This is a genomic window from Neobacillus cucumis (assembly GCF_023715505.1).
Map to the genome: position 1 here is coordinate 79,350 of NZ_JAMBOH010000001.1, position 14,539 is coordinate 93,888.

General features: G+C 37.3%; 12 protein-coding genes and 1 pseudogene. 4 read left to right on the forward strand and 9 right to left on the reverse strand.

The genetic code is table 11. The features are described from left to right. Window positions 1-463 precede the first annotated feature (463 nt). Together M3226_RS00405 and M3226_RS00410 are read left to right on the forward strand one after the other, a co-directional pair. Window positions 464-652 (forward strand): hypothetical protein, encoded by a 189-nt coding sequence (locus tag M3226_RS00405; RefSeq protein WP_251561584.1) that lies wholly within the window; start codon window positions 464-466, stop codon window positions 650-652. Window positions 653-724: 72 nt separating this feature from the next. After that, the gene (locus M3226_RS00410) at window positions 725-904 is read left to right on the forward strand and encodes an H-type small acid-soluble spore protein (protein WP_251561586.1); all 180 of its coding nucleotides are present in this window, start codon (window positions 725-727) and stop codon (window positions 902-904) included. A gap of 77 nt (window positions 905-981) precedes the next feature. Here M3226_RS00410 and M3226_RS00415 read toward each other — a convergent pair whose 3' ends face one another. The 3 genes from M3226_RS00415 to M3226_RS00425 form a co-directional block, all read right to left on the reverse strand. Continuing rightward, a complete protein-coding gene (locus M3226_RS00415; RefSeq protein WP_176541147.1) occupies window positions 982-1,143 on the reverse strand; it encodes a hypothetical protein in 162 nt (53 codons plus the stop codon). 91 nt (window positions 1,144-1,234) lie between these two features. Then, the gene (locus M3226_RS00420; protein ID WP_251561588.1) at window positions 1,235-2,395 is read right to left on the reverse strand and encodes an acyl-CoA dehydrogenase family protein; all 1,161 of its coding nucleotides are present in this window, start codon (window positions 2,393-2,395) and stop codon (window positions 1,235-1,237) included. Between the two features lie 96 nt (window positions 2,396-2,491). Next, window positions 2,492-3,829: a TrkH family potassium uptake protein gene (locus M3226_RS00425; RefSeq protein WP_251561589.1), complete on the reverse strand. Its 1,338-nt coding sequence runs from the start codon at window positions 3,827-3,829 to the stop codon at window positions 2,492-2,494. Window positions 3,830-4,093: 264 nt separating this feature from the next. Here M3226_RS00425 and M3226_RS00430 point away from each other — a divergent pair, with 264 nt between their 5' ends. Next, window positions 4,094-5,626, forward strand: coding sequence for a nitrate/nitrite transporter (locus M3226_RS00430; RefSeq protein ID WP_251561591.1), 1,533 nt, complete (start codon window positions 4,094-4,096; stop codon window positions 5,624-5,626). A 198-nt stretch (window positions 5,627-5,824) separates the two neighbouring features. Then, window positions 5,825-7,126, forward strand: a complete 1,302-nt coding sequence (locus M3226_RS00435; protein WP_251561593.1) for an MFS transporter — start codon at window positions 5,825-5,827, stop codon at window positions 7,124-7,126. Window positions 7,127-7,256: 130 nt separating this feature from the next. On the opposite strand, the pseudogene M3226_RS32650 reads toward M3226_RS00435, so the two are convergent. The 6 genes and pseudogenes from M3226_RS32650 to M3226_RS00460 form a co-directional block, all read right to left on the reverse strand. Further along, window positions 7,257-7,550, reverse strand: a pseudogene (locus tag M3226_RS32650) (transposase); the annotation flags it as partial. Between the two features lie 107 nt (window positions 7,551-7,657). Beyond that, window positions 7,658-8,059 (reverse strand): transposase, encoded by a 402-nt coding sequence (locus M3226_RS00440; protein ID WP_251561596.1) that lies wholly within the window; start codon window positions 8,057-8,059, stop codon window positions 7,658-7,660. A 2-nt stretch (window positions 8,060-8,061) separates the two neighbouring features. Continuing rightward, complete coding sequence (locus M3226_RS00445; protein ID WP_251561598.1) at window positions 8,062-8,544, reverse strand: transposase; 483 nt, start codon at window positions 8,542-8,544, stop codon at window positions 8,062-8,064. 97 nt (window positions 8,545-8,641) lie between these two features. Then, the gene (locus M3226_RS00450; RefSeq protein ID WP_251561600.1) at window positions 8,642-9,517 is read right to left on the reverse strand and encodes a LysM peptidoglycan-binding domain-containing protein; all 876 of its coding nucleotides are present in this window, start codon (window positions 9,515-9,517) and stop codon (window positions 8,642-8,644) included. A 198-nt stretch (window positions 9,518-9,715) separates the two neighbouring features. Further along, window positions 9,716-11,770 carry a formate dehydrogenase subunit alpha gene (gene fdhF, locus M3226_RS00455; RefSeq protein WP_308211924.1) on the reverse strand — a complete coding sequence of 685 codons (2,055 nt, stop codon included), beginning with the start codon at window positions 11,768-11,770 and terminating at the stop codon, window positions 9,716-9,718. Between the two features lie 380 nt (window positions 11,771-12,150). Continuing rightward, entirely contained in the window at window positions 12,151-14,301 is a 2,151-nt protein-coding gene (locus M3226_RS00460) for a PAS domain S-box protein (RefSeq protein WP_251561604.1), read from the reverse strand. Window positions 14,302-14,539 lie beyond the last annotated feature (238 nt).

Genomic DNA, 14,539 nt, shown 5'->3' on the forward strand with positions numbered 1-14,539 from the left:
AATTAAAACATAAAATATGCCATTTTATGTATGATTTATTAATACCGCACACGTCATTTTTATTTATTTTTCAACATTTCTCGATAACACCCATACCTGTCCTTCTGTATAAATTCTCCTTTATCATATGACCGTTTTATGTAGGACATGACTGTTTTATTCTCAAATATATATGACGACATCCATGGTGTTTTGGTTTCACAATCGTAAAAATTGATTTTTATGTGCCTAATATGTCATTTTCTCCTCGAGTGCTGCTCACTTTATTTCACCTATCATAAACCCTAACGAATCAGGTAGGCAATAAGAATATAGACTTATCTTTTACGTATTGGATATCGAATAATTATATAATTATTGGTAAGCATAAGCACGATGGGAGTTATAAATCAAACTTTCCTTGAGACTCTTTTTATTATCATTTTGATTAACTATTGAAGGAATAAGGGAGTGAGTTCAGTTCATGCCTAGAAAGAGGCCGGATTTTACAAAAAGCTCGTATTTTGTTGATGAGCCTGGAAATTGGCATTTAAAACCTGGTGCACCAAAAGAAATGCAAGTGGAACTTGAGAATTACCTTAGCAGCCTAGAGAATTTACATGAAGATGGGACGATTAACGGCAATCAAATTGATATCTATTCCACACATTAATATATAATAGAAGAAAACGGTTACAATATATTTGTACCTAAATTACCCTCATAGAATTCAGGAGTGAAAAAAATGAATGTTAATCGAGTAAAGCAAATTCTGTCCTCTTCTGCTGATATTGAAGTTAAGTATAACGGAACTTCCGTTTGGATTGATCAGTTAAATGAAGACGGAAGAACAGCCACTGTTCATTTACGGGGACCGCTTGAAGAACGATCAATTGTTGAGATTCATGAATTAATGGAAGAATAATCCGATTGCCATCTTTTCGCTGAAAAGATGGTCTTTATTTTTACTCAACAAAAAAGAGCAGGACAATTCCTGCTCTTTTAAACCATGTCTTCATTTTCTTTTTCAATCTCACTAGGCTGGGGCTGTTCATTTTGTACTATACTCCCAAGGACTTCCCGATTGTATTTACCCGCGTCTTTGCCAGCTCCTGGTGCAATATTCGCCATTGGGAGCTGCTCTAATTCTTTACCTCTTGGCATTTTCCTCACTCCTTTATCTTAAGATACCCATAGATATCAATAAATAAGCATCTATTAGTAATCCCTAAAGACCTTGTCGAATGCCGTAGAATTATAAATTCTTTTGATGGATAAAAATGCTTTCCTTAGCCAAAAGCTCGATGGTCATATCATCCATTGGAGGATTATGCAAGCCTGCCCGGACATCGCGATAATATCGTTGAAGTGGGTTTTGGAGGGATAAACTTTTTGCTCCCACTATTCTCATCGCTAAATCTACAATTGAAATTGCCGTATTTGTGACCGTTAACTTAACAGCCCCTAGTGTCGGAAGCATCGTTTCCCGTTCATTTTCTGCAGCGGAATCCCATTGTTTTGCAATGGAGTATAAAAAAGACTCCGCCTGCATTATTTTTAGTTCCATTTCACCAATCTTTTGCCTTACGTTTGGTAAATCAATTATAGTACCATTAATACTGTTTGGAGAATATTGGCTGGCAAATTGGATCGCATACCTTTGTGCTGCCTTGGCAATACCGAGATAACAGGCAGGAATATGAAGCAGCCACCCGTTTGCCTTTCTTCCTTTTGCATTTGGCACTTCAACTAGATATTCTTCAGGAATGATCACCTTCTCAAGGATTAAATCATGACTTCCCGTTCCCCGTAAAGCGATACTATCCCAGGTTTCTTCAATTTTCACTCCCTTGGTTTCTCTTGGGATCAAAAAGTTAGCCATTTCATTGGTTTCCTTTATTGTTGCATTGACAATAAAATAATCCAATACAGGAGCCATGGTAGTAAAGGTTTTTCTGCCTGTAATCACCCAGCCCTGGTCTGTTTTTACTGCGTTGGTTTCCGGTCTTCCTCCCCGTGTTGGACTACCTGTTTTAGGCTCAGTTTGTGCGCTGTTAATCAATGCCCCATTGTTTACTTTTTCACACAAAAACTTAAATAATGACTCACTCCAAGATCGTTTCTCATGGAGATTCATGATAATCCCCATATGCCAGCCAATAGATAGCGCAGTAGCCCCATCACCTTCAGCAATCATTTCCTGCAGGCGAATTAGTTCATATAAGGAAATCTCCTTGCCGCCATATCTGGAGGGAACTGTCAGAGTGGTATAACCTGTATTTTTCAAATCTTCAATATTGTTAAAAGGAAAGGAACCCTCTATGTCCACTTGATGCGCTCTTGTTAAAAACTTTTTTGCAAGAGATTTCATTAGTTCTAGTCGACCTTCAAAGGTTTCTATTTGTGGAAAGTTCATTATATTCACTCCAGTCTGTTTCTCTTATGTTTAAATTTTATCATAACCATAGCAAAAAAGACTCCTGTTTGGTTTAACAGGAGTCTAACGATAACATTATCCAATCATAATTTTACCTTTAGGATAGCGGAACGGGTCAGGGTTTCTCCGCATAGTCACGGCAAATGCAATGGTTAAAGGCCCCACCCTTCCGGCAAACATGGTAAACATAATCAATATCTTACCAATATCTGATAATTCTGGTGTTAATCCCATTGAAAGCCCCACCGTTGCAAAGGCAGACGTCACCTCAAAAAGAATGGCTAAAAAATCATGACCCTTTTCAGAAATAGTTAATACAAGCGTCATAAACATTACGAGAAACAGTCCACTAAATGTTACTGTTAAAGCTTTGTATATGGTCTCATATTCAATACGCTGCCGGTAAAAAATAACATCCTCTTTCCCGCGAATTTGTGACCAAACTGCCCCTATTAATGTGGTAAAGGTAGTCGTTTTTATCCCGCCTCCCGTTGATCCAGGCGAAGCGCCGATAAACATTAGCAAAATAATTAATAATAAGCTGGATTGAGTTAAATCCCCGATACTTAATGTATTGGCACCTGCCGTTCTAGCTGTGACAGATTGAAACAATGAGCCTAGGATTTTTCCTGTCAGGGATAATGGCTTTAATGTTAGTTGATTGGAATACTCTAATAAAAAAATGCCGATGGTTCCAACAATGACTAAAATAGCACTTGTTACAAGGACAATTTTTGTATGCAGTGAAACGCGTTTAATAGCTCGATATTCAAATAGTTCATTCATGACAATGAACCCAATTCCACCCAAAATAATTAGTAAACAAATGGTTAAGGTTACAGTGGGGTCCTCCACATAGCCTGTTAAACTATGGAATTCCCCCATTAAATCAAATCCTGCATTATTAAAGTTCGAAATGGAATGAAAAATACCAAAATAAATAGCTTTTCTAAGCGGCATATCGAAGGAAAAACGAATCGTTAATATAAGGGCTCCAATAAATTCAATGACACCCGTAAAAATAATAATCCTCCTAGCAAGCCTGACAATTCCTTCCATCGAAAGATTATTTAAAGATTCCTGCAACAGTATTCTTTCCTTTAAAGAGATTTTTTTTCCTAATAATAAGGCAAAAAAAGTTGCGAATGTCATAAAGCCAAGGCCTCCAACTTGAATCAATGACAAAATAACAATTTGACCAAATATTGTAAAGGTTGTACCCGTATCCACTACCACAAGACCTGTGACGCAAGTTGCTGATGTAGCAGTGAACAAAGCATTTAAAAAAGACAGTCCATGTCCATTTGTAGTTGCAGCAGGAAGCGTTAATAAGATGGCCCCTATTAAAATAATAGAAGCAAATCCAACAACAAGGATTTTAGGAGGATCAAGAAAATACTTTTTTTGTTCCATTTATATCCTTCCTAACCGTTTTATTATTTTTGTAGAAAAATTTATACTTCTTAAATTATGGTAATAGTAAAACACATATTACAGGAAAAATATACAACTACAATTAATATATGTAAAAATATTTATCTGGCAGTGTCGAACCTCACTGTATTCTCTCTAATTGTTGTTTATAATACTTAGGGAAATCAAAGGAATTTAGCTAATAAATGGTCAAAACACTCGTTCGAAAATAGAGGATAAAACGGCTATACAAGGAGGAAGACAATGAAAAAAGGTAAAGGACAATTATGTATTCAAACAAGTAGTTTAATTGCAGGGTTTATGGTTTGGGTATTAATTTCTTCTCTAATGCCATTTATTAAGGAAGATATCCGTCTAACAACAACTGAAATTGCCTGGGCAACGGCAGTACCCGTTATCCTTGGGTCCCTTTTAAGGGTCCCAATAGGCTATTGGACAAACAAATATGGGGCCAGAATTTTATTTAGCATAAGCTTTATCTTCCTTCTTTTTCCCATTATCATCATCAGTTATTCGAGCAACTTTCAAATGTTGATCATTGGTGGGTTACTGCTGGGGCTCGGCGGTGCAGTTTTTTCTATTGGCGTTACTTCTTTGCCAAAATATTACGAAAAAACCAAACATGGATTTATTAATGGAATATATGGAGCTGGAAATATAGGAACAGCAATAACTGCTTTTTTAGCTCCTGTTCTTGCCAATGCTATTGGATGGAGATCTACAGTAAACCTTTTTCTTTTTTTAATGCTTCTATTTGCCATTTTAAACTTTTTATTCGGTGATAAACAAGAACGAAAAATAAGCCACCCCTTATCAGAGCAATTAAATGGAGTTTATAAAAATCCTAAACTATGGGTATTAAGCATATTCTATTTTGTCACATTTGGTTCTTTTGTTGCTTTTACAATCTATTTACCATCTTTCTTAGTAAATCAATTTGAATTAGATAATATTGATGCTGGAACACGAACAGCTGGTTTTATTGTGCTTGCAACTTTGTTCCGTCCAGTAGGGGGATGGCTTGGTGATAAATTTAATCCCTTTTTAATTCTAATGGCTGTTTTCTTTAGCTTAACTTTTGCAGGACTTTTGTTATCATTTACACCATCATTGCCAATTTACTCATTTGGATGCTTGTTAGTGGCCTTCTTTGCTGGGCTAGGAAACGGGGCAATTTTTAAGCTGGTCCCCTTATACTTTTCAAAGCAAGCAGGAATTGTCAACGGGATAGTTTCAGCCATGGGTGGTCTAGGGGGTTTTTTCCCGCCGCTTATTCCCACCATTTTCTTTAATTTGACTGGGCACTATGCGATTGGATTTATGTCTCTTTCTGAATTTTCTTTAGCTAGTCTTGTGATCGCAATTTGGCTATATTACCAAGAAAGATTAGAGCTTTCTCAGAAAATAGTTAATCACGCCATTGATGGTATTTGTATAACAGACGTAAACGGAATCATTCAAAATGTAAATCCTGCCTTTTCAAGAATAACTGGTTATGGTTTAAAGGAAGTAATCGGAAAAACGCCAAGTGTACTTCAATCTGGTGAACATACTAATGAATTTTATCAAGCAATGTGGAAAAGTTTACTTACAAATGGATATTGGGAAGGCTTTATATGGAATAAGCGCAAAAATAATGAAATATACAAAGAATGGCTTACAATTACCGCCATTAAAGATGATTCCGGAGATGCCAAAAACTATGTAGGTATGTTTTATGAAGTGAAAGAGCGATTCAACGAGAAACATATTTATACAGGAAATCCTCATGGTTGAGGATTTTTTTATTTTCACCTTACCTTTAACCAAGCTTAATTATTACAACTTTTTGTCTAATAGCAGGTGTTCACATTTCCTTCACTATTTTTGTGACGTTCGTCACAAATTTCAAGTTGGCATGTAGTTTATAGTAAAAACACAAGCAAGCAAATGCTGAAAATAAATAAACACACTAACTATTTAGGGGGAAATCACATGGCCCGAATTAATTACTGGAATCCAGAAGATGAAAAGTTCTGGAAAGCCGAAGGAAAAAAACACGCAAATAGAAATTTATGGATCTCTGTACCATCACTTATGCTGGCTTTTATTGTTTGGCAAATTTGGTCCGTTGTTGCCGTTAGGCTCAACGACGTTGGATTTCATTTTTCAGAAGAGCAATTATTAACACTTGCCGCTATTCCTGGACTTGTGGGCGCAACACTTCGTTTCATTTATACTTTTGCAGTGGGATTTTTTGGAGGCAAGAACTGGACCGTTATCTCTACTGCCGTTCTTGCTATCCCAGCAATAGGAATCGGTTTTGCTGTTCAAAATCCGGACACACCGTATACAATTATGTTATTACTCGCTGCACTATGTGGCCTTGGCGGAGGTAACTTCTCATCATCATCCGCTAATATTAGCTTCTTCTATCCGAAAAAAGAAAAAGGTACGGCTCTTGGAATTAACGGCGGTCTTGGAAACATGGGAGTATCAGTGGTCCAATTTGTTACTCCATTAATTATTACATCAGGAACCATTGCTTTTGTTGGCGGAAAACAAGTTTTAGCAACTGGTCAAACCGTATGGTTACAAAATGCAGCGTTTATCTGGGTAATTCCAATTATCATCATGACCATTCTTGCTATTTTTAAAATGGATAACGTACCAGGTGCTAAACAAACGGCGGCTGATCAATTTGTAATCGTTAAACGTAAACACACATGGATTATGACAGCTTTATATGTAGCTACATTTGGTTCATTTATTGGTTACTCTGCGGCATTTCCGCTTCTTTTGAGATCACAATTTCCCGAGCATCTTTCACTCGCCTTCCTTGGTGCATTAGTTGCAGCAGCCGCTAGACCTGTTGGCGGCTGGATGGCCGATAAGCTTGGAGGAGCAAAAGTGACGGCCTATGTCTTAGTCATAATGGGTATTGGTGCAGTTGGTGTTATTTACTTCTTAAATGGAAAACAATTTAACGGATTCCTTTTCTCTTTCTTAATTCTTTTCCTAGCATCAGGTATTGGCTCTGGTTCAACATTCCAAATGATACCAACCATTTTTATTCCAAAAGAAGCAGCACCTGTTATCGGGTTCTCAGCAGCCTTTGCCGCATATGGATCATTCTTTATTCCAAAACTTTTCGGATGGTCTATTAATTCAACAGGAACTTATGTAACTGCATTCTACTTCTTTATTGGATTCTATGTCATCTCATTTATACTAAACTGGTTCTTCTATCAAAGAAAAGCTTCTGTTACAGGTTCTGTAGTAAAACAAGCTAGTTAATTAAAAACACAAAAAAACTGCCTCAATTGGGACTGTTGACAAAATGGGGAAGGAGCTTCGCTCCCTCCCCATTTTGTCTCTTTTATCGATATTATTAGTTTATAGCCACTTTATTTTCAACTCTTTGGTGCTAATTCATCACCTTTATCATTCGTTTTAGATTTATTGCCGACGCCGAAAAGAGACATTGCTCATGAATTTTTTCAATGCCCCTTTTATAGGTTTTATAAAGGTTGTGTTTAATTTTCATGGTTCCGAAGGAACCTTCGCACCAAACTCTTCTTAATTTTTGAACCTGTTTGTATTCCTTTGTTTTTGTCCTCTGTATATTTTCCTCTAATAACTCATGTGCAATCGGACGAGAAAAGGTTCTCCTACTTGCAGTCTTTCCAAAACAATTTTCTCTAAAAGGGCAGACTTTACAGTCTTTGGTTTTCGCAGATTAAGTTTTATAATAATGTTCACCTTTACTCATTAGATGAGTAAAGGTTAGCTCTTTTTGATTCGGGCAAGTATATGTATCTGTTTCTCTTAAATAAAATCACGGTAGGAAGTTGTATCAAAAGCATTGTCGTACTTAATTGGACTTTTATAGCCTGTGATTTCAAGTGTTTTTAATCCATGATGAATTGGAGTTGTGTCGTATCCTCTATCTGCTCCAACATTTTTAATATCTAATTCAAACTTGTCTTGAATAACCTTTAGTCTTTCAACGAAGGGCTCGCAATCATTTATGTTTCCCGGGCTAGGATGAATATCTACAATAATTCCGTTTTTTGTATCAATACTGGTGTGAGCTAAGTAGTGGGGCCCAGTTGGCTTTCGTCCCCGTTTTTTCGTTCCAGTTTCTTTCCTTTTTTCCTCTAATTCTACTTCAATTTTCTTCGATTCTAATTCAAGAGTATTTAAATATTGAGATGGAGTCTTTTCCACAGTTACCTTTTCAACTTTACTTTTGAAGCACTAGCTTTGATATGAGTAGAATCTGTTACTATAACTTCTCCAGTAACTAAACCTTTCTCTATACAAAGTTTTACTATATGGTCAAAAATTTCTTGAAAAACTGTGCTATTCTTAAATCTTCTACGCCGATTCTGACTAAATGTAGAGTGGTCTGGTACAGGGTCAGTTAGATCAAGCCCTAAAAACCATCGATACGCTATATTTAAATTAACTTCTTGTTCCAGCTCTCGTTCGGAATCAACATTAAAAAGATAACCAATAAGTAACATCTTAAATAAAAGTACAGGATCAAGAGATTTCCTGCCCAGGTTTGAATAATACATTTCCATTTTGTTGTATATAAAAGAAAAATCAATTTTTTCACTAATTTGCCGGAGAATATGATTTGAAGGAACAAAGGTATTTAAATCAATAAACTCCATTTTACTTTGATAATCATCTTTACGACCCATCATAAGAAATTCCCCCAATAAAAAACCTGTATAGAATAAATTCTACACAGGTTTTCAAAATTCCTATTAGATTGTCAACAGCCCCAATTAGGCAGTTTTTTTAATCTATTATTTTAACAGTAATGTGTTTATTGCCCCATTCTAGAGCCCCGTGCTCTGTCGGGATAAAAACATCAATTCTATTTCCTTTTATCGCACCGCCTGTATCTGCGGCAGTAGCCACTCCGTAACCTTCTACATATACTTTACTTCCAAGTGGAATAACTTTTGGGTCAACTGCAATTACTTTAGCATCAGGATTGGCCTTCAAATCCACACCTGTTGCAGTAGTTCCTGAACAACCTTCACATGAAGCTGTATAGGCTGTGGCCTTTACCGTAATTTCTTTGCTGTTATTTTCTTTGCTGCTTTCTGTTTTCACTGAATTCGCAGCTGTTTGAGCCGGCTGAGTAACTGGTGCTGGCTTAACGGGCTCAGCAGCTGGAACTGGTTTCGGAATGGTGGTGGTCGTCGGTTCGGATGCTGTTACCACTGATTTTGCAACAGGTTTTTCTAAATTACTTGTAACAGGATTTTCCTCCTTAAGATCTGTTGCCTCAGCATTTTTAACACTATCCGTTACTTCATCATAAATAATAAGAGTTAAGCCTGGATGAATGAGGTCTGTATTTAATTTATTCCATTGTTTAATTTGGTTAACTTGCACTTGATATTGTAACGCAATTTGACCTAATGTATCATCCTGTTGTACGGTATAGTGTTTTTCCGTTGCAATGGTTAATACATCTCCTGGATGAATCAGGTCGGTAGATAGGTGATTCCAGGTTTTGATTTTATCTACAGATGTATTATGTACTTGTGATATCCCCCAAAGGGTATCTCCTTCTTGAACCGTTATTTCTTCGGCATGTACATTAGCGCCTACAGTCCCTGAGAGTGCAGCAACTGCTAGGAATGCTTTTATTTTTTTGATCATTTCTATATCCTCCCCTGTTCTTCGCTACTAACTGTTCTCATCATAACATGTTTTTCTCCGAGAAAAAGAACACGGGGATGTTAATTGGTTTACAAGAATGGCAATTATATTACAATAGCATTTCTAAATTACCAAATACCCCCATAATAATATACTAAAAAAGTGCAGCGGATTCGCTGCACTTTTTTGGGAATGTTCTTAAGACACCTTTGTTATAGCAACAGCACAAGCTTTGTATTCAGCTGTGCCAGAGATGGGGTCATATTCATTCAATGTTAACACGTTAGTTGGTGTTTCACTCCAATGGAAGCTCATAAATACAAGTCCAGGAACAACTTGTTCGGTAATTTTAACCTTTACTAGAAGCTCCCCTCGGCGGGAAGTAACCTGTACCACCTCGCCATCTATTATCCCAAGGGAGCGGGCATCTTTGGGATGGATATCAATTGTTTCTTCTGTTTGTTTTACTTTAACACCTGCTGCATAGAACCGGGTCTGCGAATGGGTATTATAAGATTCATAACGACGGCCTGTTGTTAACATAAATGGATATTCCGAATCAGGCAATTCTAATGGTTCAGTATAATCAACCGGAACAAATCGTGATTTTATTATTTCAGGACTCTGTTCATGGAACCGTTTATGCATAATGAAAGTTCCTGGATGATTTTCATCGGGACAAGGATAGTGAATACTATATTTTTCTTCTAGACGATCATAGGTTATACCACCATACATCTCCCTGGCAAGCTTTCTTACCTCATTCCAGATTTCCTCACTATTATGATAATGCATAGGATAACCCATCAATGTTGCAAGGTCACAAAGGATTTCCCAATCTTCTTTGGTATTAGGATGTGGTTCAACAGCCTTACGAACCCGCTGAATTCTACGATCTGTATTGGTATAGGTTCCATCCACCTCACCCCAAGAACGAGCTGGAAGAACAACATCGGCCATTTGGGCGGTTTCTGTTAAGAAAATATCCTGGACAATTAGTAAATCAAGTTTTTCAAATAATGTTTTCGTATGGTTCATATGAACATCGGCTAAAAGCGGATTCTCACCTATTACATAAAGAGCTTTTAACTCACCCATCTCTAAACGGTCAAAAGTCCGTGTTTGCGTATCACCTGGGTGTGGGTTCAGTTTAACCCCCCACTCGTGTTCATAGCGGGCACGAAATTCATCATTCGCTATGCTCATCCCTCCAGCGAGTTGATTAGGGAGACAGCCCATGTCACCAGCTCCTTGGACATTATTCTGCCCTCTTAGCGGCATAATCCCTGTTCCTTGTTTACCGATGTTCCCAGTTAAAAGAGCTAAATTCGCGATATCAAAAACATTATTTACACCGCAATGGTGCTCCGTAATACCTAGTGTATAGGCTATCATGGAACCGCTGGACGTCGCATACTCTCTGGCAGTTGTTACTATATCATCAGCGGAAAGACCGGTAATCATAGCGGCATACTCAGGTGTATAAGGTTCCACCTGACTTTCTAACCGATCAAAATCAATCGTAAATTTCTTAATAAACTTGGCATTGTATAGACCTTCTTTTAAAATAACCCGTATAAAAGCATTTATGAGAGCTATATCTGTGCCTACATTAATCTGTAAATGCCGGTGAGCAACTTTAACCATATCAATTCTCCGGGGATCAATGACAATGATTTTTAGTCCCGATTTTACAGCCTTCTTCATGCGGTTCGCTATAATAGGATGGGCTTCAGTTGTATTAGAACCCATTAACAGCAGCACTTCTGCCTGATCAAAATCTTCAAGGGTATCGGTTGGGAAACCGCTTCCAAAAATAGTTGCCAGACCGGCAACACTAGGTGCGTGTCACGTTCGGTTACAGCCATCAATATTGTTGCTGTTGATAACCGTCCGCATAAATTTTTGCGTTACATAATTAGACTCATTGGTACTGCGCGCGCATGCAAACATACTGATGGCATTAGGTCCCCAGGTAGTTTTTATCTCCGATAATTTGCTCGCAATATATTGATAAGCCTCTTCCCATGTCGCTTCTAATAATTTTCCAGCTTTGCGGATAAGTGGTGAGTTTAATCGGCTCTTGGCATGCACGTATTCATACGCAAATGCTCCTTTTACGCACGTTTGTCCTTTATTAACCGGTGCTTCCTTATCTCCGCGGATTTTCATTATTTTGTTATCCGCCACTTCTAATACAAGACCACAGCCTGTTCCACAGTAACCACAAATGGTTTTGTACCAATTTTGTATCTGACACTCAGTTCCCCTCCCTTAGAATTATCAAACCTATATATTCATCATAATCGATTTCATACTTTGTAGATTCAAAATTATTAAAAATTTAGGAACTTTTATAATTAAGAAAAGCGCAAGCGCCCTGGTCAGTCCCGATATAGGGCGACTTGTCGACTGGCTAGCGAAAGCAAGGCCAAAGACTAGTCGCCCTTAATGCGTACAGAAAGCAATAGCTTTCTGTAGCCAAGCACAAGACGAGCCGGCCGAAAGGTTGCTTTTTAACCTTTTGGCCGGCTCGTCTTGTGACCTCGAGGGGCTAGGCGCTGGAGCTGGACAATTCTCAAAGTCAAAAACTTATATACTTTCTCATTAAAAAAACGAGAGTAACTCTCGTTCTAGGCAATTTTAGCAGGCAATAAGATATTAAACGTTGTTCCCTTATTTGGTTCACTTTCGACAAACACTTTGCCATTATGACTCTCAATGATTTTAAAACTTACCATTAAACCCAGGCCGTTTCCATTTTTCTTCGTCGTGAAAAATGGTTCTCCCAGTTTCTTTAATTTTTCTTTCGGGATTCCAACACCTGAATCCTGGATAGAGATTTGAACATTATTATCATGAATGACAATTTTCACATCCAAATCTCCGCCATTTGGCATGGCCTCAATTCCGTTTTTAATAAAGTTAAGAAAAACTTGCTTTAACCGGTTTTCATCACATTCAATTTGGATAATCTCTTGATTGCAGTCAAATGACAAGCGGACATTTTTTTTTCTAGCTTCAAATTCCAACAGTGAAACAACATTTCGAATCACAGGAACAACATTTTTTTCCTCTAATTCAACCGCTTTTGGCTTCGCTAGTACCATAAAATCCTCCACAATGGTATTAACCCGCTCAATTTCATCCAGAATAATATTTAAAAATTCCATCCGTTCTGGATCCTTTTCGTCTAACTGCAAAAATTCAGCATACCCTTTCATGGACGTTAACGGATTTCGGATTTCATGAGCAACACCAGCGGCCAGTTGTCCTACTGCAGCAAGCTTATCCTGCCGGTGAAGGACTTCTTCGGTTTTCTTTCGTTCGGTGATGTCGTTACGAATAGCTAAATACTGATAAGGTTTGCCCTGTTCATTTAAAAATGGAACGATAGTTGTGTCAACCCAATAATAAGTCCCATCCTTCGCTTTATTTCTTAATTCGCCCTTCCATACTTGACCAGAGCCGATTGTTTTCCATAAGTTCTGGAAAAATTCCCTGGAGTGATAGCCAGAATTAAGGATTCGGTGATCCTGCCCCAGAATTTCTTCACGATTGTACTTAGAAATTTCACAAAACTTATCATTTACACTGGTGATTTTCCCTTTGGCATCTGTAAAGGCTACTATCGAGGATTGATCTAAAGCAAATTTGATATCATCATTCTCTTTAATCATTTCTTTTAGATGCTCTTCAGCCTTTTTCCTATTAGAGATATCAAACCGGATAGCAACATATTGGACAGGCTTCCCTTTGTTATTCAAAAAAGGAACGATGGTTGTGTCAACCCAATAAAAAGAACCATCCTTCGCTTTGTTGCGAATCTCACCACGCCATATCGTGCCTGCCTGAATGGTTTGCCATAAATTTCGGAAGAATTCTTTTGAATGATAACCTGAATTAAGGATTCGATGATTTTTTCCGATAATTTCCTCCTTTTTATATTTAGAAATTTCTTCAAATTTATCATTCACAAAAGTAATAATACCTTCAGGGTCCGTAATAGCAACAATTGTCGAAGCATCTAGGGCTGCAGTGATATCCTTTAAGTTTGTATCAGTTGTCGCTAATTGCTTGCTTATCAACATACTTGAAATGATCAAGCCGCCAATAATCAAGACTGAAACAAACAGTACCAAATAAATAAAAAACGTACTGTCTGCTTGATCTTTAGCTATCGCCCCACTGGTAGTAAAAGCAGCTCTTTTTAATAAAAAATGTCCTTCCGCTATTGCTACTGTTATGATAATTGCACTAATCGGTTTTAACCAAACCTTATTCCCTTGGGAATAGGCCGAAGAAAAAAGAATCCATAGTGAAAGTAAAAAAGACCCAAATATTAACAATCCCGAAAAAATCATTAGGCCGATATTATAGTCTATATTTACATTCATTGCATATAAACCAATAACTTGAATGGCAATGACAGCAAGGGTTAAAAACAAGCTGCCTATTAGTAAGTGAGATATGTTAATCGTTTTTCCAAAAAACCATAGAAACGCCATTCCGGTAAATGCGATCCCGATAAAAATAGAAAGAATCGTGAGAGGTATATGATAACTGGTAAAACGATTCGTGTCCGCTGAAATTAATGCCATAAAGTTCATTACCCATATCCCAATTCCCATGGATAGGGTTCCGCCAAGAAACAACAGTTTTTTGTTTTTATTTGACGATCTTATCAAAATAAACATATCTAGTGCTGTATATGATGCCATAATTGTTAAACCGATGGCGATAATAATAAAGAATGGATGAAAAATTCCTAGCATTGCCCCCATTAACCTGCATCCCTCCAATGTCTACAAGGTATTTCTACTATGATTGTAATGTAAATTAAATAGGTATGGAAGTAATATTTTTGAATCCTACCTTTATTTTATCCTCAGGTTATCTCCCTCATTATAAATAAAACTTAAATAGATAATCGGGACAAAAGTCTTATTTTTTTTGAAAGGATAAATTTTTCTAAAAAAAGCCTACACAAAAAGGAGTTTTTTGTTTATACTGTACTATAAC

Excerpts from the sequence above, each read along its gene's own strand:
- M3226_RS00430 (WP_251561591.1), top strand. The coding sequence starts at position 4,094 with ATGAAAAAAGGTAAAGGACAATTATGTATTCAAACAAGTAGTTTAATT.
- M3226_RS00435 (WP_251561593.1), top strand. The coding sequence starts at position 5,825 with ATGGCCCGAATTAATTACTGGAATCCAGAAGATGAAAAGTTCTGGAAA.
- M3226_RS00420 (WP_251561588.1), bottom strand. The coding sequence starts at position 2,395 with ATGAACTTTCCACAAATAGAAACCTTTGAAGGTCGACTAGAACTAATG.
- M3226_RS00410 (WP_251561586.1), top strand. The coding sequence starts at position 725 with ATGAATGTTAATCGAGTAAAGCAAATTCTGTCCTCTTCTGCTGATATT.
- M3226_RS00460 (WP_251561604.1), bottom strand. The coding sequence starts at position 14,301 with ATGGGGGCAATGCTAGGAATTTTTCATCCATTCTTTATTATTATCGCC.
- M3226_RS00415 (WP_176541147.1), bottom strand. The coding sequence starts at position 1,143 with ATGCCAAGAGGTAAAGAATTAGAGCAGCTCCCAATGGCGAATATTGCA.
- M3226_RS00405 (WP_251561584.1), top strand. The coding sequence starts at position 464 with ATGCCTAGAAAGAGGCCGGATTTTACAAAAAGCTCGTATTTTGTTGAT.
- M3226_RS00425 (WP_251561589.1), bottom strand. The coding sequence starts at position 3,829 with ATGGAACAAAAAAAGTATTTTCTTGATCCTCCTAAAATCCTTGTTGTT.
- M3226_RS00450 (WP_251561600.1), bottom strand. The coding sequence starts at position 9,517 with ATGATCAAAAAAATAAAAGCATTCCTAGCAGTTGCTGCACTCTCAGGG.
- M3226_RS00445 (WP_251561598.1), bottom strand. The coding sequence starts at position 8,544 with ATGATGGGTCGTAAAGATGATTATCAAAGTAAAATGGAGTTTATTGAT.